Below are 21,031 nucleotides of genomic sequence, written 5' to 3'. Positions count from 1 at the left end.
ACTTTTTGCGTGAGCAAGTCTTCCCGTCCCCGTGATCCTCTCCTTCGCGCCGAGCTGGCGCCCGCACTGCCCGCGCTCTCCGCCGCCGTCGTGCTCGCCGTCTTCGCCGGTGTCGGTCACCTTGCGGCCTTGTGGTGCATCATCCGGGCACTCGACGATTCCGGGGGAGCATGGGTGCTCGTCGCCTGCGGAGTGTGGGTGGTCACGGCCGCGCTCGCCGCAGTGGCGTCCTGGCTGGCTCACGCGGCGGAGGCGCGGTTCGAGGCACGGGTGCGGCGCCGAGTTGCCGGGCACATCCTGCGGCTCCCCGCCCATCGGCTCACCCTCTACCCGGGCGACCGACTGCGTCGCCTCGTCGCGGACGATGTCACCGCACTGCATCACATGATCGCCCACCTGCCTTCCGAACTCGCCACGCTCGTGGTCGTTCCCGTAGTCGCCGTGATGCTGCTCCTGAGCGTCGCCGGACCGCTCGCGCTGCTCGCCCTGATCCCGGGACTGCTCGCCGGCATCGTGTACCTGACCGTGATCCCGCGGCTCTCGGCCACACACGGCGCGCAGCGTGCGCAGGTGATGACGGAGATCACGACAGCGGTGGACGACTATGCGCGGGGGATCGAGGTACTGCGTCTGAGCGGCGCCGCTTCGGGGGCGTTGTCGGATTACACGGCCGCGACCGACCGCTTCTCGCACGGGATGGTCCTCTGGGTGCGCCGGATCGCGACCCCCGCCGCGATGGCGGTCGGGTTGCTGCAAGCAGTGGCGAGCTTCGCCATCGCCTACGCCGTGGGATCGGAGTGGGACGCTCCTCGACTCGCTGCCGTGATTCTGTTCAGCCTCGCGCTCGTGGCACCGGCACTCCGACTCGGTCACGGCCTGGACTACGTCGCCGCCGGTCGAGCCGCTGCCGGGCGGATCGAGGAGCTGCTGAGCGAGACGCCGGTCGCGTCGGGAGCGAGGATCGCACCGACGGGACGCGCGGAGGTGGAGGCCGATCGCGTCAGCGTCTTCGTCGAGGGGCGAGCGGTGCTCGATCCGATCTCGTTCCGTGCCCCGCCCGGAGCCGTCACGGTCGTCACCGGGCAGAGCGGGGCGGGGAAATCGACACTTCTGCGTGCGATCTCCGGCCTGCAGCCTCTCACCGGCGGCGTCATCCGCCTCGGCGGTGCTCCGGTCGATGAGATCCGCGAAGACACGCGGCCGCACGCCGCACTGCTCGTTCCTCAGGGCGGCGACGTGCTCACCGGCACCGTCAAGGAGAACCTGCAGCTCACCTCGTCCACCGACGATGACCATCTTCGGGTCGCCCTCGAGCAGGTCGGGCTCGCGGTACCCCTCGATGCCGAGGCAACCGCGCTCTCCGGAGGGGAACGGCAGCGGATCGGTCTGGCCCGTGCCTTCCTCTCTCCCGCGCCGGTGATCCTCCTGGACGAGCCGACGAGTGCTCTGGATCGTCGTTCCGCCGACCGCTTCTGGAGTCGGCTGCAAAGCCGCGCGCACGACGAGGGGAAGACCGTGATCGTGGTGACGCACGACCCCGAACTGGCCGTCCGCGCCGACGTCCATGTCGCCGTGGCACGTGCCGAGCGTGCACAGGAAGGAATCACACGATGACCGCACGCACTCGCTCCGACGTCCCGATGCTCTCCGCGTTCCCCGCCACCGCGCGCCGACTGCTCCTCTCGATCAGCCTCGGGTGGGTGCTCATCGGCGCGGTCGAGGCCGCCGCCTACACCGGCCTGGCGCTGGCCATCGCGAACCGAGGGAGACCGGAGGGGGTGCTGGTTCTGGCCGCGGTCTCCGTCATCGTCACCGTCCTCTGCTCACGTGCGGGCTACCTCGCCGGAGCCCGGTTCGCGGGCGACCTCTACCGGGCGCTCGGCACCGCGCTGGCGCGGACCAAGCTCGCCTGGTTCACCCCGGCGCATCGCTCTCTCGTCACCCAGGCGGCAGGCGTCGGCATCCCCTCGTTGATGGGGGTGCCCGCGCATCAGCTCCAGACGCTCATCCTCGCCCCGCTCGTGCCCGTGCTGCTCGTGGCGGGGACCGCCGTGGTCGGTGGGCCGGCGCCGGCATCGGTGGCAGCGGCTCTGCTCGTCGTCGCGCTGAGCGCGCAGGTGCTCGCACAACGACGTCTCGCGAGAGCTGACGCCGCTCGGCACGTGGCGGATCGACGCGCGACCGCCGCGACGCTCGAGCTCGTCGATCACCTCGAGCTGCTGCAGACCGTGGCCGGTCCGGCCGGCGCTCTCGCCCGCACGGAGGGTCACTGGCTGCCGCAGGAGGCCGCGATGCGACGCACGAATCGAGCTGCGGCACCGGCGACATTCGCGTCGGCCCTCGCCACCGCGCTGCCTCTGGGCGGCATCCTGCTGTTCTTGACGGCGACGGGGGGATTCGCCGACCCGTTCGCGGCTCTCGCACTGATCGTCCTCGTCGGCAGGGCGAGCGCACCGCTCGATGATCTCGCCCTCGCCGGTATCGCCGTGAGCGAGCTGCGGGCGACCAGCGCCGCGTATCGGGATGTCGTCACCGCGCCTGCCCTCTCCGTCCCTGCCGTCGGCTCCGGAGTGCTGCCCCGCGACAACCGGATCGAACTCCGCTCCGTGGCTGCGTCGACCGCACTCGAACCCGTGACCGCGACCATCCGCGAGGGCAGCCGCACCCACATCGCCGGGCCTTCGGGCTCCGGGAAGAGCACGCTTCTCGGTCTGCTCCTGCGTTTCGACGACCCGGACATCGGTGAGATCGCGCTCGGCGGGGTTCCGCTCGGGGCACTCACGGAGGGTGAGCTCGTGTCCCGCGTCGCCTATGTCCCGCAGGACCCGGTGGTCTTCACCGGCACCATCGCCTCGAACATCCGCATCGGTCGTCCGGAGGTGGGCGAGGAACAGATCGTCGCCGCGGCGCAGAAAGCGGGGCTCGGGTCCGTTCTCGATCGGGATCCTGCCGGCATCCATCAGGAAGTCGGCAGACACGGCGCCGCGCTGTCGGGGGGCGAGCGCCAGCGGCTCGCGATCGCCCGGGCCCTCATCAAGGACGCACCGGTGATCGTGCTGGATGAAGCCACCTCAGCGCTCGACGAGACCACGGAGCGCGCCGTCGTCGCTGCCGTCACGAGCGCGGACGCCACGATCGTCTTCGTCACACACCGCTCACCCGAGATCTGGGAACCCGACCAGAGCATCGAGCTGCGCGGAGAACGTGTCTGAGCGCTCGCGGCGGTTCTGCGAATCGGGGTAGCGCGGTGCGGCTCCGGTTGCCAGAGTGGACGGCACACGACCAGCGTCAGCTACCGAGCGTGTCGCCGGCGTGACGCCATCAGCGATGCGAAAGGTTCCGGACATGAGTACTCCCTCCACCGACGACCAGCCGATGTTCACGAGGCCGGGGGAGGCGACGCTCACCTCGCGTCACGTCATCCCCACAGGCGAGTCGCTTCCTGACACGGCGAAGCAGATCGTTGAGGACGAGACGATCCTCGACGGAAACGCGCGGCTGAACCTCGCGACCTTCGTCAGCACCTGGATGGATGACGACGCCAAGCAGGTCTACGCCGCGTCGTTCGACAAGAACATGATCGACAAGGACGAGTACCCGCAGACGGCGGCGATCGAGGACAACTGCTGGCACATGCTGGCGAACCTCTGGAACGCCCCGGATGCGGAGAAGAGCATCGGCACCTCGACCATCGGCTCGTCCGAGGCGTGCATGCTGGGCGGGCTCGCCTTCAAGCGGCGGTGGCAGCAGGCGAGACGCGCGACCGGCAAGGACACCTCGACACCGAACCTCGTGATGTCGTCGGCGGTGCAGGTGTGCTGGGAGAAGTTCTGCAACTACTTCGATGTCGAGCCCCGCTATGTGCCGATCAGTGCGGAGCACAAGACGCTCGACGGGCATGACCTGGCGAAGTACGTCGATGAGAACACGATCGGCGTCGTCGCGATCATGGGGGTGACCTACACGGGGATGTACGAGCCGGTGGCCGAGATCGCCGCAGCGCTCGACGAGATCCAGAAGAGCACCGGCCTCGACATCCCGATCCACGTCGACGGGGCGTCCGGGGCGATGATCGCGCCGTTCCTGCAGCCCGACCTGATCTGGGACTTCCGGCTCGAGCGCGTGCACTCGATCAGCACCTCCGGCCACAAGTACGGCCTCGTGTACCCGGGGCTCGGCTGGGTGGTCTGGCGCGATGCGCAGTGGCTCCCCGACGACCTGGTCTTCCAGGTCAGCTACCTCGGCGGGGAGATGCCCACGTTCGCGCTGAACTTCTCCCGGCCCGGCGCCCAGGTGGTGTTGCAGTACTACCTGTTCCTCCGCCTCGGCTTCGAGGGATACCGCGCCGTGCAGCAGGCGTCGCAGGATGTGGCGAAGTTCCTGTCCGCGGGAATCGCGAAGCTCGACGCGTTCGAGCTCTGGAACGACGGCAGCGACATCCCGGTCTTCGCCTGGCGTCTCGCAGACGGGCACACGAAGAACTGGAATCTCTATCATCTGCAGGATCGGCTGCGGATGAAGGGATGGCTGATCCCGGCGTACCCGATGCCCGCCGACCTGGAGCAGATCACCGTGCAGCGCATCGTCGTGCGCAACGGGCTCAGCATGGACCTCGCGGCCGAACTGCTGCAGGCGATCCAGACCGAGGTCGAGCACCTCGACGCGCTGGAGTCTCCTATGCCCGCCGAGAAGCCGCAGCCGGCGTTCCACCACTAGGAGTGACGTCCATCCCGGTGATCGCTTCGTAGACTCGGCACATGCCCCGATCACGTCCTGTCCCCACCGGACGCGGCGCGTGGCGGCGGGAGGAGAACACCGTCGTCGTGGCGGGGGTGCAGGTGCCCGATGTCGTTCCGGCGCCGTTCGCGATCTTCGCCGAGAGCGTCTTCGTCCCGGTGCCGCTGGAGTTCGAGCCGCACACCCACCCGATGCACGAGCTGGTCTGGGTGCGCGGAGGGACGATGACCGTGCGGCTGGCGGATGCCGTCGTCACGGTTCCGGAGGGACACGGGCTCTGGATCCCCGCCGATGTCGAGCACGCGGGGCGGACCACCGCCCGGACGACGCTGTCGGATGCGCTCTTCGACGCGCAGCGCTCGCCCGTCTCGTTCCCCGAGGTCGTCGCGGTCGAGATCACGCCCATCCTCGCCTCGCTGCTGAGGCACCTCGAGCGGACGGACCTCACCGAGCCCGCCCGCCTGCGGGCCGAGGCCGTGGTGTTCGATGTGCTCGCCCCGACCGAGCGGCAGCTGTCGCTGCGGGTTCCGGACGCCGCGCGCGTGGAGCCGATCGTCTCCGCGCTCCTCGACGATCCGACGGACGACCGCGCGCTGAGCGACTGGGCGGAGCTGCTGGGCATCAGCGAGCGCACGGTCACCCGACTGTTCCGCCTGCACACGGGATTGTCCTTCATGCAGTGGCGCCAGGTGCTGCGGGTGCACCGCGCCCTGTCGCTCCTGTCCGAGGGGCTGCCGGTGCAGGAGGTCGCCGAGCTGATGGGCTACGCGCAGTCGAGCACCTTCATCGCGTCGTTCAAGCGCGTGATGGGCACGACGCCCGGGGCGTATCTCGCGGCGACGGGGACCGACGCCACCCCCTGACGTGTCCGAAACGCCGTATCTGCTGTCGTGGAGCGTTGATTGCGGACGCGCCCGCGCGGACCTAGCCTGATTAGGCAAGGTAACCCTAAGAACGCACCTCACCCGAGTGTTCGCCGCCGTCGCCCTGACGACCAGGAACCTGCACCCACCCCCTCAGACGCAGGATTCCTCATGAATGCCGCACGCCCCACGACGCCGCCCTCGCGCGGTCAGCGCGTGGCCTCCCGCCTCGCCGGCGACGGCCTGTCGCTCGGATTCGGCCGCACGACGGTCGTCCAGGATGTGTCGGTCGAACTGCTGCCGGGACGGGTGACCGCCCTCGTCGGTCCGAACGGCTCCGGGAAGTCGACGCTGCTGCGCAGCCTCGCACGCCTGCATCCGGTCTCCGACGGGCACGTCGTCCTGGGCGGCGCGGCGGAGGTGCCAGAACGCGCCGTCGCCGCCTTGAGCGCCCGCGAGTTCGCGCAGCAGGTCACGCTCTTCGCCCAGTCCCGCACCGCTCCACAGGGCCTGAGCGTGCGCGAGGTCGTCTCCTTCGGACGGCACCCGTACCGCCGCCGTTTCGCGGGAGCGAGCCGCGAGGACCAGGATGCGGTCGAGCGCGCGCTCGACGCGACAGGGGTGCGCTCGATGGCCGATCGCGCGGCGGGAGAGCTCTCCGGCGGCGAACTGCAGCGGGTCTGGCTCGCGGCCTGCCTCGCTCAGGAGACGGGCGTGGTGCTCCTCGACGAGCCGACGAACCACCTCGATCTGCGGTACCAGGTCGAGACCCTCGACCTCATCCGCGACCTCGCCGACGTGCACGGGGTCGCTGTGGGCGTGGTGCTGCACGATCTGGACCATGCGGCCCGGGTCGCCGACGACCTGCTGCTCATGGCGGCGGGACGGGTGCTGGCCGTCGGATCGGCGCTCGACGTGCTCACGGCCGAGAACATCGGCCTCGCCTATCAGCTCAGCGTCGAGGTCAGCGTTGACCCGCGCACCCGCCGGCTGCGGATCGACCCGGTCGGCCGTCACGCCCCGCGCCTGCACGACGCCGCCTCCGTCCCCCCTTCCACCGACCGTTCCCGAGAGGACACCCCATGACCCGCGCAACCCGCCTCGCGGCCGTCGCCGTGGCCGGCATCGCCGCGCTGACGCTGACCGCCTGCGGCACGACCGACGTCTCGGCCGGCAGCGACACCGCCGACGCCGTCGCGTCGCAGAGCTGCACCGACGACACCACGACGACGTCGACCGACCCGGTCTCGCTGACCGACAGCCTCGGCCGCACCGTCGAGCTCGACAAGCCGGCCGAGCGCGTGGTCGTGCTCGAGTGGCAGCAGACCGAGGACCTCCTCTCGCTGTGCGTCACGCCCGTCGGAGCCGCCTCGATCGACGGCTACGAGACCTACGTGAGCGCCGAGAAGCTGCCGAAGGGTGTGGTCAACGTGGGCGAGCGCGGGGAACCCGACCTGGATGCGCTCTACGCGACCGACCCCGACCTCATCGTCATCGAGGCGTACAGCGCCGACGACGAGCTGATCAAGAAGCTCGAGGAGCGCGACGTCCCGGTCCTCGCCACGATCGGCGCCGACGGCTCGGGCCAGATCGACAACATGAAGAAGGTGTTCTCGCTGATCGGCGAGGCCACCGGCCGTACCGAGCGCGCCGACCAGGTGCTCGCGGAGTTCGACACGCACCTCGCCGACGCCAAGGAGAAGGTCGCCGACGCCGACCTCGCCACGACCGACTTCGTGTTCTTCGACGGCTGGATCGAGGGCGGCAACGTCGTCATCCGCCCCTACGGCAGCGGGGCGCTGTTCACGGAGCTCGGCGAGGAGCTGGGCCTCACCGGCGCCTGGACCGACGAGATCAACAAGTCCTACGGCAGCGGCGGCGTCGACCCGGCCTACGGCCTGGCGCAGACCGACATCGAGGGCCTGACCGCTGTCGGCGACGCGAACCTCATCTACTCGAACGACGGCACCCCCGACAGCTACGTCACCGAGCTCGCGAAGAGCTCGATCTGGACCTCGCTGCCCGCCGTGAAGGAGGGGCGCGCGTTCGAGTTCCCCCCGGGCGTCTGGGGTGCGGGTGGCCCGCGTTCGGGCGAACAGGCGATCGACGCCTTCGTCGAGGTCATCGTCGGCAAGTGACCGCACCGACCGCTCCGCACACCGTCGGCCGGCTTCCCGAGAACGGGGAGCCGGCCGACGGCGCGGTCGATGATCGCCGGGGGACGCTCGGAGGCATCGGCCTTCTCGTCGCGCTCTTCGTCGCGGTCGTCGTGGTCGGCCTCTGGCACCTGACGCAGGGGACCTCCGGCATCGGTGCCGCTGACCTGTGGCGCGCGCTGCTCGGCGACGACGTGGCTGTCGGCGGGGTGCCGGTCGCCGACGTGTTCACCGGGTCGCGTCTGCCTCGGCTCCTCGCCGGCATCGCGGTCGGATTCGCGCTCGGGGTCGCGGGTGCGCTGCTGCAGTCGATCACGCGCAACGCCCTGGCCTCACCGGACACGCTCGCGGTGACCGCCGGCGCCTACTTCTCCCTCACCGCCGTCGCCGCCTTCGGGGTCGCCGTCCCGCTGTGGGCCTCGAGCGGTGTGGCGTTCGTCGGCGGTCTGCTGGCCGCCGCCCTCGTGCTCGGCCTGACCGGTCGAGCCGCCGGCACCACGACCACCCGTCTGATCCTGGCGGGCTCCGCCATCGCGATGGCCCTCGACTCCGGCACCGCGATGCTGCTCATCCTGTTCAAGGAGAACACCACCGGGCTGTTCGCCTGGGGGAGCGGGTCGCTCGGCCAGCTGAACCTCGACGCCTCGGCCCGCGCCGCACCGCTGATCGTCGCCGTGCTGCTCGTGGCTCTGCTGCTGTCGCGGCGCCTCGACGTGCTCGGACTCGGCGAGGACACCGCGTCGTCCCTCGGTGTGCCCGTGCGCTCGACGCGCTCGATCGCGGTGCTCTGCGCCGTGCTGCTGACCAGCACCTCCGTGACCCTCGCCGGTCCCATCGCCTTCGTCGGCCTGGGCGCTCCGGTGCTCGCGCGACTCCTCGCCGCACGCGTGCCCGCGCTGCGGCGCCACATCTTCCTGGTGCCGGTCTCCGGCCTCCTGGGCGCCCTCCTCATCCTCCTCGCCGACGCCGTGCTGCGGGCGATCCTGGGTGCCGAGGGGGCCACCTCGATCCCCACCGGCATCCCGACGGCCCTGCTCGGCGGCATCGTCATCGTGATCCTCGCCCTGCGGATGCGCGATGCCGGGGCCTCGCGGGCGATCCGCACGGCACGCTCGACCCTGCGCACCCGGCGCCGTTTCGTCGTCGTGGCGCTCGTCGCCGTGGCACTGCTGGCGGCGACCGTCGTGATCGGCATGCTCGCGGGCACGCTCTGGCTCCGGCTCGGCGACATCGGCCTGTGGCTGCAGCAGGCGGCTCCCGACCTCGTGACTCGCGCCCTCGACGAACGCGGGCCTCGCGTCGCGGCCGCGATCCTCGCCGGTGCCGCCCTCGCCCTCGCGGGTGTGGCTGTGCAGGGGACCGTGCGCAATCCGCTCGCCGAGCCCGGTCTGCTCGGCATCACCGCCGGTGCGGGACTCGGTGCCGTCATCGTGGTGACGTCGAGCGTCGGCGGTGGGGCCCGCCCCGCCATCATCGCCATGGCCATCGTCGCCGGGCTGCTCACGTTCGCCCTGATCACCCTGCTCGCCTGGCGGGGTGGGCTGCTGCCCGACCGGTTCGTGCTCGTCGGAATCGGCTGCGGCTATGCGATCAGCGCCGTGACGACGTTCCTGCTGCTGCGCTCCGACCCGTGGGAGACCCCGCGCATCCTCACCTGGCTGTCCGGCACGACCTACGGGCGCTCGCTCCCGGACGTGATGCCGGTGGCCGTCGTGCTCGTCATCGCCGTACCGCTGCTCTGGGGAATGCGTCGCCAGCTCGACCTGCTCGCGATCGACGAGGACACGCCCCGCATCCTCGGTGTCCCTCCCCAGCGCACCCGGCTCGGAGTGCTCGCCCTCGCCGCCGTGCTCGCGTCCGTCGCGGTGGTCGCGGTCGGCACCGTGGGGTTCGTCGGTCTCGTCGCCCCGCATCTCGCACGAACGCTCGTCGGTGCGCGGCACGGCAGGGTCATCCCGGTCGCGATGGTGCTGGGCGGACTGATGGTGCTCGTCGCCGACACGCTCGGTCGCATCCTGATCGCGCCGTCGCAGCTGCCGGCCGGCCTCATGGTGGCGCTGGTCGGCGCCCCGTACTTCGTCTGGCTGCTCGGGCGGATGCGGGACTGACCCGCACCCGCCCCGGGTCGATCACCCGGCGGAGGAGGACCTGCGCGCGCGGGCACTGCGGCAGGCGAGGACGATTCCTCCCAGCAGTGCGGCCACGAGCGATCCCACGAGCACGCCGATCTTCACGTGCTCGTCCGCGACGGAACTCGAGCCGTACGCGAGCTCGCCCACGAGCAGTGAGACCGTGAAGCCGATCCCCGCGAGGAACGCCATGCCGGCCAGGTCGGGCCAGCGCAGGGTCTCATCCAGGCGAAGCGCCGGGACCCGGCTCAGCAGGAAGGTCGTGGCGAGGATGCCGATCGGCTTGCCGGCGACGAGCCCCACGACGATCCCGATCGTGATCGGATCGGCGAAAGCGGAGGCGAGGCCCGCCCATCCGCCGATCGTGACCCCGGCGGCGAAGAACGCGAACACGGGGACCGCGAACAGTGTCGCCACGATGCTCCAGCGGTCGGCGAAGTGCGCGGCCATCCCGTCGTACAGCGGTCGACCCCCGTCATCCGTGCCCGTGCGCACCCGGGCGCGATCGGTCGCCGTGACGGGGACGACGAAGCCGAGCAGTACGCCCGCGACGGTCGCGTGGATGCCGGACGCGTGGATGCACACCCACACCGCGATCGCGAGGGGGAGGAGGAGCCACCAGGCCCGCACGCCCTTCGCCACCAGGGCGGCGAAGCCGGCCAGCGGCAGCAGCGCGAGGATCAGCCACGGGAAGCTGATGGTGTCGGTGTAGAACGTCGCGATGATGGTGATCGCGATGAGGTCGTCGATGATCGCGAGAGTCAGCAGGAACACACGCAGGGCCGGCGGCAGGAACTTCCCGACCACGGCGATCACGGCCACGGCGAAGGCGATGTCGGTCGCGGTGGGGATGGCCCAGCCGCGCAGGGCATCCGCTCCGCTTCCGGCGTTGATCAGGACGAAGAGGAGCGCGGGCACGAGGACACCGCCGACGGCTGCCGCGATGGGCAGTGCCGCCCGGCGCGGATCGCGCAGGCGGCCGGCGACGAACTCCTCCTTCAGCTCGAGGCCGACCACGAAGAAGAAGATCGCGAGCAGGCCGTCGGCCGCCCAGGCGCCGATGCTGAGTTCGAGGTGCAGCTCGGGGATGCCGAAGGTGAAGTCCCGGACGGATTCGTACCAGGAGGCGGCGGGACTGTTGGCGAGGATCAGGGCGGCGATCGTCGCGCCGAGCAGGAGCGCGCCGCCGAGCGTGTCGCTGCGGGCGGTGGAGCGGATGCCGCGCCACAGCGCGTGCGGGGCGAGGGGGAAACGGGCAGGGGCAGGATTCGGGGACACGGAAAGACCTCACGCGAGAGAAGGGGTGAAGGGCGCAGAAGACCACCGCCCCGTTCGAGGCGTGATCTAGTTCCGTGGCGGCGGGCAGCCGGCGATCTCGCCGTGCGAGAGCGTGCCCCACACGCTGGTCCACCCGTTCGTGCCCGGGTGCAGGACGACGCGCATCCACTCCCTCATCGGGGTCGCCGAGCGGAGACGGTGCGGGGCACGCGTCGAGCCGGCGATGGAGAGGAGGGGCACCGGATCAGCCTATCGGGAGGCGCGGGGGACGGCCTCCCGCGACCACTAGTATCGATTCCCGGGCGGGCAGACTCGGGAAGCCTCCGCCACGGCGCTTCAGCAGCGCCGATCTTTGAACCGCAGGACAGCCCGACCTGCTCGCGATGAGCCGCGCCAACCCTAGAAGAGGCGACGCAGGATGATGCGTTCCCCGTCCATCGACCACCCGCCGGTGCGCCCAGGAGCAGGTGCGGACACCCCGAACCGGCGCATGAGCGCGATGCGGAGGCACGGATGAACGCGTATCCGCACCCGACCGGTCGGCCGCCCGCTCGGAAGCGGCAGGGCGCCCGTGTCGTCGTTCTCAAGGTGCTCGGGCTCGTGGCCATGTTCTGGATGATCTACGAAGTCCTCGGGCTCGGCGATGTCTTCGGCTACGCGGGGCTCTCGAACGATGACGTCGATCAGGAGCTGAACAGATCCGTGCTCGGAGCGCTCTTCGATCCGGTCGCCCTCGTCGTGACGACGGTGATTCTCGTCGGATCGATCGTGATCCATCTGATCGCGCGCACGACCACGACGAAGGTGAGCATGATCATCTCCATCGTGTTCTATGTGCTCTCGTTCTTCCGCGTCTCTCTGGTCGTCTCGATGATGCTCTCGGCGGCGGGAGCTTTCGGCTCCTCGATCCAGAACATGCCGGACGAACGCGTACCGACGGCGGAGGAGTTGGTGATCGAGGCACCGAAGCTCGCCGTGTACCGGGACTCGAACGGCACGCGGGTGACCACCGCTCTCACGAACGCGACGGAAGAGCACTGGGAGTCCGCCACGGTCGCGGTCACCGTCCTGTCCGCCGACGGCACCGTCTGCCGTCAGTATGAGGCCGAGGAAGCACGGCTCGCTCCGCAGGAACGGCGTGAGTTCGTGGGCGAGTTCCTCGATCCGGCCGTCATGTACTCCGATTCGTCCTGCGTCCCCGCGAGCGCGACGGTGACCGCGGTCGGTGTCGACGTGGACTCGCGCTCGGAGATCGACCCCGCAGAGTATCCGGGCGCCACGGTCACCCCGTCGTATGCCGCGCTCGCACCGCGCGAGGAGCAGGGCATCGTCCCCGGTCGCATCGAGCTGTCGGTCGCGGGTGCGCTCACGCCCGAGTCGATGGAACTGCTGCGCAGCGACAGCAGTCTCGCGGCGGGCTTCGAGGTGGCCGATGCGCAGGGCGTGCGGCTGGCGTGGTGCTTCCGTCCCCTCGAGGTCGCAGCGGACGGCAGCTTCGTCACCCGCGGGTTCCACAGTCCGGTCGAAAGCGGTCTCTACATCAGGGCGATCCCGGTACCGGGCTGCTGAGTCGCGGCTCTCGTCCTCGGAATATCCGGCGGGATCCGGTGTTGTCACAGTCCCGCCGGAAAAGGAGCGACCATCGCCAGCATCTCTGCCGTTTCAGACATTCATGGACATCTGGAGGCGCTGCATGCGGCGCTGGACATCGTCGACCTCGAGGGGAACCCCGATGCCTCCCTCGTGCTCCTCGGGGACTATGTCGATCGTGGGCGGGACTCCCGCGGTGTGCTCGAACTGGTTCGAGAGGTCGCCCAGCGCCACCCCGACCGGGTGACGGTGCTTCTCGGCAACCACGACTGCGGGCTGCTGGAGTGGCTCGACGCCGGCGATCCGGCCGACACCGATGACGAGGACCCGACGTGGATTCTGTCCGACGAAGGACTGACGACCGTTCGGTCGTTCGTCTCCGAGAGCGTGATCCGCACGGTCGTCCATGACGAGATCGACGCCGAGGTCAGCATGCGGCTCCGACGCGAGGTCTTGAAGCAGCACGCGGAACTCTTCTCCTGGCTCCGCCGCCGACCGCGTGTTCACGAGACCGAGGGTCAGATCTTCGTGCATGCCGGGATCGACGAGCTGGCGGGCGAGCACTGGCGCGCCGCCACGCCCGAGCACTGGCTGACGGAGAAGTACCCGGCGAGCCAGGGCCGGTTCCACAAGACGATCATCGCCGGACACGTCAGGACGGCTGAGCTGCACGCCGACGGCGACAACGCCGTCTATCACGACGGCGCCAGCCACTACTACATCGACGCCGCCGTCGAAGTGACCGGGAAGCTGAACGTGCTGCGCTACGACGTCGAGAGCGACATGTACTCCTGGCAGATGACGCCGGTGCCCGCAGCGCGCCGCTGAATCGACGCCGCGCCCCGCGCCTCACACGAAGAAGACCCCGCCCAATCGGGCGGGGTCTTCTGTACGTGTGGGGTGTACGCGGACGCTGCTGCCGCGCTCGGAGAGGCAACGACAGCCAGCCGCCGCACCGCACCCTTGTCACCCCTTTCGCATGGGTACTTGCAGGTAGGACGCACGGTCGGCGCCGGTGTGGATCACGTGCGCGCCCTGATTGACGGGGACGTACTCCTCGATGCCCGGCATCAGGGTTCCCAGCAGGTTGCGGGCGCTGACGATGAACCGGAGCTGGTCGCCGGCGACGAAGGCGAGCCCGAGCGGGAGCAGGTCGATCTCGATCTCGACGATCTCGCCCGGTGACAGCTTCTCGACGCGGTCGAAAGAGTGCGCCGGCACGTCATCGGTCGTGAGCGTCTCGTCGAGGTGACGTGCGGAGGCGCGCAGTCGACCGTCGGACCCCTTGTACTTGAGAATCGTCGCGCCGTGGTCGGTGAGGTCGTGAGCCATGGCGCTCTGGTTGGGGACGGTGAACTGCTGCAGAGGCGTGCCGTAGGCGTCGAGCTTCTGGATCAGGACGAACAGGTCCATGTCGTCGGCGTCACGTGCTTCCACGAAGAGGTGCGCTTTCGGGTATCCGACGAGCCTTGTCGCCTCGTCGAAGCGGAGAAGGAACGACGCGGCGTTCGGGTTCTTGTCGACGTCGTAGGTGACGGTCGCAGCCTCCCTGGGAGCGTCAGGCGTCAGGCGTCGGGTGTGTGAGTCGAGGTAGAGCTTCGTCGAGACGGCGTCGGTCGGAGGGAACTCATCCGCCGGCTCATTGACGATGTCTCCTCCGGCGAGATCGAGGACGGAGTAGCGCACACGCGGCGTCGTCTCCCATCCGTTGTCGATGCCCTTCAGATAGTGGTCGAAGAAGCGACGGAGGTCTTCGACGTTGTCTTGGTCGTAGTAGTCGGGCCATTCCTGGCCGTTGTGGATGCGCAGCCACTTCTCTTCAGAGGCGATGCGGCGCCAGGCGCGGAAGGTGCCGGCTGTGTGGAGGGTGTTGGAGTAGCTCGCGACGATGTACGCGGGCGCGGTGATCTTGTCGAACTCGGCGACCTTCTCTGTCCAGAGCTCGTCGAACAGGGGATGCGCGTCGACCTCGGCGAGGATGTCCTCCTTGAGGTTCTTGCCGAAGAAGCTGCCTTCCTGCAGCTGGCGAGCGAAACCGGTGTCGGGCATGCCACCACGCAGGACCAGATCGCGGTACACATCGCTGACGCCTTCCCACGGGTTGATGGCGGCGAGGTGGGGCGGCTGCTCTGCGGCGGTGAACCACTGGGAGACGGCCAGATAGGACGTGCCGGTCATCCCGACCTTGCCACTGCACCAGTCCTGCTCGGCGAGCCACTCGATGAGATCGTAGGCATCGCGTCCGTCCTGACGGTCCCAGAGCACACTGTCGCCCTCGGAGTCGACGACGCCGCGGATGTCGGGGTTGCAGACCGCATATCCCTGCGCGCACCAGTAGGCGGGGTCAGGTCCCTCGAACTTCTCAAGACCGGAGACGGCGGAGTTGGGGAGTCCGACGAGCCCGAACACGCCCATGACGCTCATCGAGGTCCCCTGTGCTTTTCCGTAAGGGCTCCAGCCGAGGACCACCGGTACTGTCTCCAACCCGACGGGTCGGAAGATGTCCACGAAGATCGTCACGCCGTCGCGGAGCTGCACGGCTACGTCCTTCTCGAAGACGACGTCGACCGGGAGTGGCCGGAACGGCGGTGCGACCTGGTAACCGGCTTCGAGCACCCTGGTCCCGGGCGCGAACGCGGTGAGGAGTCCGGTTCGACCGGCGGGGAGCGGCTGGGAAGGCGTGAAGATCTTCTGTTCGGTGGACATGGCGGTTCCTTCATCTCGTGGACGCGGCCCAGGACTTCGGGTCGGTGCGAGCGTACGTCCGATCTCAGCAAAACTCAACACACGTTGAGAAACGGAGAGGCGAGGCGTAGATTGAATGGGTGAGCACTCAGGAGAAGCCGGTCAATACTCGACGTCCCGGGCGGCGACCAGGCCCGGGCAACACGCGTCTCGCCGTCCTGGAATCCGCCCGGGCGCGGTTCGCCGCCGATGGCTTCGGCGCGACGACGATCCGTCGCGTTGCCGCAGACGCGGGCGTCGATGCGTCTCAGGTGATGCAGTTCTTCCGTTCCAAGGAAGAGCTGTTCGCCGCGGTGATGGCGGTGCCGACATCCGCCCTCGACCGCTTCGACACTGCTTTCGAGGGCCCCGACGAGCACCTGGGAGAGCGGGTCGTCCGCGCATACCTGCAGGCCTGGGAAGGGCCGAACGAAGAATCTGAACCGCTCATGGCAATGCTCAGAGGTGCCATCGTGAACCAGCATGCCAACGACCAGCTTCGTGACTTCATCCAGTCCCGCCTGCGGGAAGGCACGCAAGCAAGTGGCGACGCGGATGCAGTGCTGCGCACGGGCCTCGCATCCGCCATGCTCGTCGGCATCGTCACCGCCCGTCGCATCATCGGCGTGCCCGCCCTTGTGTACGCGGACGTCGATGATCTGGTCCGGGTCGTTGCTCCGGCACTGCAAGAGGTGCTCGCGCCGCGGGTTCCCTGATCCTTGTCACGATCTGCGGCATACTCCGAACAGAGCGAGAGGACACGTGATGACACAGCCCACGAGCGACGAGACGAGCCGCCGCCGCGGCGGGGTGTTCCGCCGCCGCACCGTCGGCGCATCGAATCCTGCCGAGGAGACGACGCGACGGACCCGGTACGTCGATGACGGCCACCTGGTCCGGGCGCCCCGCGACACCACGGTGGACAGTGCTCAGGCGTTCACCGATGAGGATGAGCGTCGGACTGCGCTCTTGCTGTACCCGAAGCCGACGACGGAGGACGTTGCTGAACTCGCGAGCGCCTGGGACCTCCACCCGCTGCTGGTCGAGGACCTCCTCCACGCCAGGCAGCGTCCGAAGCTTGAACGCTACGACGACACCCTCTTCCTCGTCGTCCGGTCGGCGTGGTACATCGACGCGAAGGAAGACGTCGACTTCGCCGAGTTCCACATCCTCGTGCGCCCGCAGGCTGTCGCGGTCTTCTGCCAGGACGGCCGATGGATCGACGGTCTCGACGCCGACGACGCGTCCGGCGCCGCCGACCGCGGCGACCGCACCCTCCTCGACGACGAGCAGCTGTTGCACCACGGCCCCGAAGCCATCGTCTACCGCCTCCTCGACGCCATCGTCGACGGATATGCGCCCGTTCTTCGCGGTCTCGCCATAGACCGCGAACAGATCGAACGCCAGGTTTTTCGCGGCGATGCGACGGTCACCGAACGCATCTACCGCCTGAGCCAGGAGATCATCGACCTTCAGCAGGCCACCTCCGGTCTCGCCGAGGTGCTCGCGGCCCTGCGGAAGGGGTTTCGTCGCTACGACATCCCAGAGCCGCTGCAGTCGTATCTGCAGGACGTCGCCGACCACCTCAGCCGCGTCGAGACGCAGGTCAGCGAGCTCCGTGATTCCCTCTCGCAGATACTCACGGTCAATGGCACCCTCGTCGCTCAGCGGCAGAACGAAGACATGAAGAAGATCTCCGGCTGGGCAGCGATCCTCTTCGCTCCGACGCTCATCGGCGCGATCTATGGGATGAACTTCGACAACATGCCTGAGCTCCACTGGGCGTTCGGGTATCCGCTGGCCGTCGGCGGCATGGTTGCGTTCGCGGTCGTTCTGTACGTCATCTTCAAGCGACAGAAGTGGATGTGAGGCGAGGTGCTCTCGTCGCAAGCGCCCCCAAGTACGAGAAAAGCCGCCTGAAACCAGGCGGCTTTTCTCGTACTTGGGGGTTACGCGTACGAAATCACATACCATCCGCGTACAACCCGTGTGCCCCCGACAGGAGTCGAACCTGCGACCTACGGTACCGGAAACCGGCGCTCTATCCACTGAGCTACGGAGGCGTACCGATCGACAATATCACTCGTCGGGGGTGGTCTCCGACCCGCCGGCCTCGGTGACCGGCGCGGCGCGCAGCTCGTCGAGTGCGGTGGCGAGCTTCTCGGCCAGGTAGCGGTGTCCTTCCGTGGAAGGATGCTTGCGCCCGAGGTCCACGTCGATCACGTCGAGATAGTTCTGCTCGGTGATCCAGTCCTGTGCGATGGGGGAGATGTACCACCAGCCGCGGGCTCCGGCGAGTTCGGCGAGGTCGGTGTCGATGCGGGCGGTCTCCGTGCCCACCGGGAGCTCGTGCGGTGCCGGCCCGAGCACGACGATCGTGGCGTCCGGGTACTTCGCGGCCAGCGCGTCCCAGGCGGCGGTCACGGCCGCGCGGTAGCCGGCGGCGCCCTGCGCGCGGTCGTTGATCGAGCCCTGGATGATGATGAGGTCGGGCGTGAGCGCGGAGTCGAGTGCGGCGATGCGCTCGCCGAACGTGGGACCGTCGATCCCGGGCTTGAGGTAGCCGCTGCCGCGGACGCCGTTCACGATGGTCTCGCCGTCGAGCAGCTCGGCGAGGACGTAGGCGTATCCGAGGGTCGGCGTGGTCGCGGCCGAGCCGTACGTCCACGAGTCTCCGAACACCAGCACGGTGGGGTGATCCGGCAGGGCGAGAGGCGCGGGCGCGATGGCTTCCGGTGCCGCGGCGGCTCCGTCGACAGGGGCGCCGACCGGTGCGGTGGAGGGCAGCGGAGTCCAGGGCCGCCACATGCCGAGAACGCCCGCCGCGACGGCCAGGAGCAGGGCGATGGCGACCCCTGCGGTGCGCAGTCGATGGCGGGTGGCGGCGGCCTTCATGGCATGAGAGTAGATCACTGCGGGGCGAACGCAAATTCCGCGCGCCCGGCGTCGTCCGGGTGGGCCGTGCGACCCGCGTAAACTGGGGAGGCTATGAACCCCGAAACGCTTGCCGCAGCCCTCCTGGCCGTCCTCGCACCGATCGCCGAGGAACGACGTCCCGGCGAGCCGCTGGAGCTCACCGCGGCCGACATCGTGCTGGAGCGTCCGCGCAACCGGGACCACGGCGACTGGGCCTCCAACATCGCCATGCGTCTGGCCAAGCCCTTCGGCACGAACCCGCGGGAGCTCGCCCAGCAGATCGTCGACGGCCTCGCCGCCGTGGACGGCATCGCGAGCGCCGAGGTCGCCGGTCCCGGGTTCATCAACATCCGTCTCGACGCGGCTGCCGCCGGCGCGCTGGCGAAGGTGATCGTCGACGCCGGCGCCGCCTACGGCACGAACACGTCGCAGGCGGGCGTGAGCGTGAACGTCGAGTTCGTCTCCGCCAACCCGACGGGGCCGCTGCACATCGCGCACACCCGGTGGGCGGCGCTCGGCGACTCGATCGTGCGTCTGCTCCTCGCGAGCGGTGCGAACGCCGTGCGCGAGTACTACATCAACGACGCGGGTGCCCAGATGCAGCGCTTCGCCAGCTCGGTGCTCGCGGCCGCGAAGGGCGAGCCCACCCCGGAGGGCGGCTACCCGGGCGAGTACATCACGACCCTCGCCGGTCGTGTCCTCGAGGCGCGCCCCGACCTGCTGGAGCTCCCGGAAGCGGAGCAGCCGAGCGTCGCGATGGAGCTCGCCTACGAGTTCCAGCTCGCCGAGATCAAGAACTCGCTCGACCGGTTCAACGTGCCGTTCGACGTCTGGTTCTCCGAGCGCACGCTGCACGCGAAGGATGCCTCCGGCACGAGCCTGATCGACCAGGCCGTCGACCGTCTGCGCGAGCAGGGCCACGTCTTCGACGACGAGGGCGCCGTGTGGGTGCGCACGACCGACTTCGGCGATGACAAGGACCGCGTCATCCGCCGCTCGAACGGCGAGTACACCTACTTCGCCGCCGACGCCGCGTACTACCTGAACAAGGGCGATCGCGGCTTCGAGAACAAGATCTACCTGCTCGGTGCCGACCACCACGGCTACGTGCACCGCCTCAAGGCCGTGGCCGGCGCCGCGGGTCAGGACCCGGAGAAGAACGTCGAGGTCCTGATCGGCCAGATGGTGTCGATCAACGGCGCCCGCCTCAGCAAGCGTGCGGGCAACATCATCGAGATGGACGACCTGCTCGACTGGCTCGGCACCGACGCGCTGCGCTACTCGCTGGAGCGCTCGCCCGCCGACTCGCCGCTCGACCTCGACCCCGAGCTGCTGCAGAAGCGCACGAACGACAACCCCGTGTTCTACGTGCAGTACGCGCACGCCCGTACGCACAACGTGGCCCGCAACGCCGCCGATTCCGGGATCGCCCGTTCCGAGTTCGCCCCGGAGACCCTCACGCACGAGACCGAGGGGGCGCTGCTCGGCGCCCTGCAGGAGTTCCCGCGCATCGTCGCGTTCGCCGCAGAGGTCCGCGAGCCGCACCGCGTCGCCCGCTACCTCGAGGAGCTCGCCGGCCTGTACCACCGCTGGTACGACAACTGCCGCGTGATCCCGCTGAGCGACGACCCGATCGAGAGCGTCCACCGCACGCGTCTCTGGCTGAACGACGCCACCGGTCAGGTGCTCCGCAACGGGCTCGACCTCCTGGGCGTCAGCGCACCAGAGCGCATGTAGTGCGCGCAGCCGCGCGTTCCGGTACGGCAGGATGGCAGGCATGAGCGACGACAACCACACCCTGCCGTATCCGGAACCCGCGGCCGAGCACCCGACGCTCGTCATCCCCGGGTCCGCCCCTGCGCAGGCGACGGAGACGGCGCCGCGCACGCGCCGTCGCTGGCCGTGGGTGCTGCTGATCGTGGTGGTCGTGCTGGCGCTGCTCGTCGTGGCCGCCGAGTTCATCGCGCGCGCCGTGCTGCCCGGCATCGTGCGGTCGATCGTCGTCGAGCAGCTCGATCTTCCCGCCGACCAGCAGCTCGACGTCGAGACCGAGGGTCTGCTGCTCCCGCAGTTGATCGGCGGCAGCCTCGACACCCTGCACCTCTCGACCGACTCCGTCACGCTGGAGGGCATCACGGGGGCGGCGGATGTCACCGCGACGGGTGTGCCGCTGCGCGGCGGCGACCTGGGCGGGGCCTCCGGCACGATCCGCATCGATCAGGCGCAGTTCACGTCGCTGCTCGCCGGCACCGACCTGCCGGTCGAGTCCGTCGAGTTCGATGCGCCGAACGCGACGGTGAGCGGATCGATCACCGTGTTCGGTGCGGACGTGCCGCTGTCGCTGACGCTCACCCCGGGCGCGATCGAGGGCGACCTCGAGCTGACGCCGGTCGCGGCCAGCATCGGCGGACTCGACATCGACCTCGACCGCGTCGGCTCGTCGCTGGGCTCGCTCGGCGAGGGCCTCACGCAGCCGCAGCGGGTGTGCATCGCCGACCAACTCCCCGCCGGCCTCACCCTCACCGGGCTCGAGATCGTCGACGGCGCGGCCGTGATCGACATCGACGTGAACGGCGCGATCGTCACTGACACGTCGCTGCAGGACAAGGGCGTCTGCCCGAGCTGACACGCGCGCGGG

17 protein-coding genes and 1 tRNA gene are annotated in these 21,031 nt (G+C 69.4%); 13 read left to right on the top strand and 5 right to left on the bottom strand.

The features are described from left to right. Nucleotides 1–9 precede the first annotated feature (9 nt). From AC07VM_RS17800 to AC07VM_RS17770, 7 genes are all read left to right on the top strand, one after another. Entirely contained in the window at nt 10–1,614 is a 1,605-nt protein-coding gene (locus AC07VM_RS17800; protein ID WP_494912543.1) for an ATP-binding cassette domain-containing protein, read from the top strand. Further along, on the top strand, nt 1,611–3,212 hold the full coding sequence (locus AC07VM_RS17795; protein ID WP_494912542.1) for an ATP-binding cassette domain-containing protein: 1,602 nt from the start codon (nt 1,611–1,613) through the stop codon (nt 3,210–3,212). The genes AC07VM_RS17800 and AC07VM_RS17795 overlap by 4 nt, the downstream gene beginning before the upstream one ends. Before the next feature lie 133 nt (nt 3,213–3,345). Beyond that, entirely contained in the window at nt 3,346–4,716 is a 1,371-nt protein-coding gene (gene gad, locus AC07VM_RS17790) for a glutamate decarboxylase (RefSeq protein WP_494912541.1), read from the top strand. Between the two features lie 41 nt (nt 4,717–4,757). Continuing rightward, entirely contained in the window at nt 4,758–5,600 is an 843-nt protein-coding gene (locus tag AC07VM_RS17785) for a helix-turn-helix domain-containing protein (protein ID WP_494912540.1), read from the top strand. A 171-nt stretch (nt 5,601–5,771) separates the two neighbouring features. Beyond that, nucleotides 5,772–6,686: an ABC transporter ATP-binding protein gene (locus AC07VM_RS17780; protein ID WP_494912538.1), complete on the top strand. Its 915-nt coding sequence runs from the start codon at nt 5,772–5,774 to the stop codon at nt 6,684–6,686. Then, entirely contained in the window at nt 6,683–7,738 is a 1,056-nt protein-coding gene (locus tag AC07VM_RS17775) for an iron-siderophore ABC transporter substrate-binding protein (RefSeq protein ID WP_494912536.1), read from the top strand. The genes AC07VM_RS17780 and AC07VM_RS17775 overlap by 4 nt, the downstream gene beginning before the upstream one ends. After that, nucleotides 7,735–9,864 carry an iron ABC transporter permease gene (locus AC07VM_RS17770; RefSeq protein WP_494912535.1) on the top strand — a complete coding sequence of 710 codons (2,130 nt, stop codon included), beginning with the start codon at nt 7,735–7,737 and terminating at the stop codon, nt 9,862–9,864. The genes AC07VM_RS17775 and AC07VM_RS17770 overlap by 4 nt, the downstream gene beginning before the upstream one ends. Nucleotides 9,865–9,885: 21 nt before the next feature. Here AC07VM_RS17770 and nhaA read toward each other — a convergent pair whose 3' ends face one another. Together nhaA and AC07VM_RS17760 are read right to left on the bottom strand one after the other, a co-directional pair. After that, entirely contained in the window at nt 9,886–11,163 is a 1,278-nt protein-coding gene (gene nhaA, locus AC07VM_RS17765; protein ID WP_494912534.1) for a Na+/H+ antiporter NhaA, read from the bottom strand. A gap of 66 nt (nt 11,164–11,229) precedes the next feature. Next, a complete protein-coding gene (locus AC07VM_RS17760; protein ID WP_267418083.1) occupies nt 11,230–11,403 on the bottom strand; it encodes a hypothetical protein in 174 nt (57 codons plus the stop codon). 273 nt (nt 11,404–11,676) lie between these two features. Here AC07VM_RS17760 and AC07VM_RS17755 point away from each other — a divergent pair, with 273 nt between their 5' ends. Beyond that, complete coding sequence (locus AC07VM_RS17755) at nt 11,677–12,732, top strand: hypothetical protein (RefSeq protein WP_494912532.1); 1,056 nt, start codon at nt 11,677–11,679, stop codon at nt 12,730–12,732. Between the two features lie 21 nt (nt 12,733–12,753). Further along, nucleotides 12,754–13,581, top strand: a complete 828-nt coding sequence (locus tag AC07VM_RS17750; RefSeq protein ID WP_494912617.1) for a metallophosphoesterase — start codon at nt 12,754–12,756, stop codon at nt 13,579–13,581. A gap of 138 nt (nt 13,582–13,719) precedes the next feature. Here the strand turns inward: AC07VM_RS17750 and AC07VM_RS17745 are convergent, their stop codons facing one another. Further along, a complete protein-coding gene (locus tag AC07VM_RS17745) occupies nt 13,720–15,459 on the bottom strand; it encodes a CocE/NonD family hydrolase (RefSeq protein WP_494912531.1) in 1,740 nt (579 codons plus the stop codon). Nucleotides 15,460–15,578: 119 nt separating this feature from the next. Between AC07VM_RS17745 and AC07VM_RS17740 the strand changes: the two genes are divergently transcribed. After that, entirely contained in the window at nt 15,579–16,193 is a 615-nt protein-coding gene (locus AC07VM_RS17740; protein ID WP_494912530.1) for a TetR/AcrR family transcriptional regulator, read from the top strand. Between the two features lie 49 nt (nt 16,194–16,242). Next, complete coding sequence (locus AC07VM_RS17735) at nt 16,243–17,346, top strand: magnesium and cobalt transport protein CorA (RefSeq protein WP_494912528.1); 1,104 nt, start codon at nt 16,243–16,245, stop codon at nt 17,344–17,346. Between the two features lie 121 nt (nt 17,347–17,467). Here AC07VM_RS17735 and AC07VM_RS17730 read toward each other — a convergent pair. Next, a tRNA-Arg gene (locus tag AC07VM_RS17730) sits at nt 17,468–17,540 on the bottom strand. A 16-nt stretch (nt 17,541–17,556) separates the two neighbouring features. Continuing rightward, nucleotides 17,557–18,372 (bottom strand): SGNH/GDSL hydrolase family protein, encoded by an 816-nt coding sequence (locus AC07VM_RS17725; RefSeq protein ID WP_494912527.1) that lies wholly within the window; start codon nt 18,370–18,372, stop codon nt 17,557–17,559. 93 nt (nt 18,373–18,465) lie between these two features. Here AC07VM_RS17725 and argS point away from each other — a divergent pair, with 93 nt between their 5' ends. Next, nucleotides 18,466–20,130: an arginine--tRNA ligase gene (argS, locus tag AC07VM_RS17720; RefSeq protein WP_494912526.1), complete on the top strand. Its 1,665-nt coding sequence runs from the start codon at nt 18,466–18,468 to the stop codon at nt 20,128–20,130. Between the two features lie 40 nt (nt 20,131–20,170). Next, entirely contained in the window at nt 20,171–21,019 is an 849-nt protein-coding gene (locus AC07VM_RS17715) for an LmeA family phospholipid-binding protein (protein ID WP_494912525.1), read from the top strand. Nucleotides 21,020–21,031: the final 12 nt, after the last annotated feature.

This window comes from Microbacterium sp. GW821-FHT01D02 (assembly GCF_059422585.1).
The sequence above is the reverse complement of the archived record's forward strand: the minus strand, read 5'-3'. Positions and strand labels throughout refer to the sequence as shown.

Coding starts and splice junctions, on each gene's coding strand:
- AC07VM_RS17795 (WP_494912542.1), top strand. CDS start 1,611: ATGACCGCACGCACTCGCTCCGACGTCCCGATGCTCTCCGCGTTCCCC.
- gad (WP_494912541.1), top strand. CDS start 3,346: ATGAGTACTCCCTCCACCGACGACCAGCCGATGTTCACGAGGCCGGGG.
- AC07VM_RS17785 (WP_494912540.1), top strand. CDS start 4,758: ATGCCCCGATCACGTCCTGTCCCCACCGGACGCGGCGCGTGGCGGCGG.
- AC07VM_RS17780 (WP_494912538.1), top strand. CDS start 5,772: ATGAATGCCGCACGCCCCACGACGCCGCCCTCGCGCGGTCAGCGCGTG.
- AC07VM_RS17775 (WP_494912536.1), top strand. CDS start 6,683: ATGACCCGCGCAACCCGCCTCGCGGCCGTCGCCGTGGCCGGCATCGCC.
- AC07VM_RS17755 (WP_494912532.1), top strand. CDS start 11,677: ATGAACGCGTATCCGCACCCGACCGGTCGGCCGCCCGCTCGGAAGCGG.
- AC07VM_RS17745 (WP_494912531.1), bottom strand. CDS start 15,459: ATGTCCACCGAACAGAAGATCTTCACGCCTTCCCAGCCGCTCCCCGCC.
- AC07VM_RS17735 (WP_494912528.1), top strand. CDS start 16,243: ATGACACAGCCCACGAGCGACGAGACGAGCCGCCGCCGCGGCGGGGTG.
- AC07VM_RS17725 (WP_494912527.1), bottom strand. CDS start 18,372: ATGAAGGCCGCCGCCACCCGCCATCGACTGCGCACCGCAGGGGTCGCC.
- argS (WP_494912526.1), top strand. CDS start 18,466: ATGAACCCCGAAACGCTTGCCGCAGCCCTCCTGGCCGTCCTCGCACCG.
- AC07VM_RS17715 (WP_494912525.1), top strand. CDS start 20,171: ATGAGCGACGACAACCACACCCTGCCGTATCCGGAACCCGCGGCCGAG.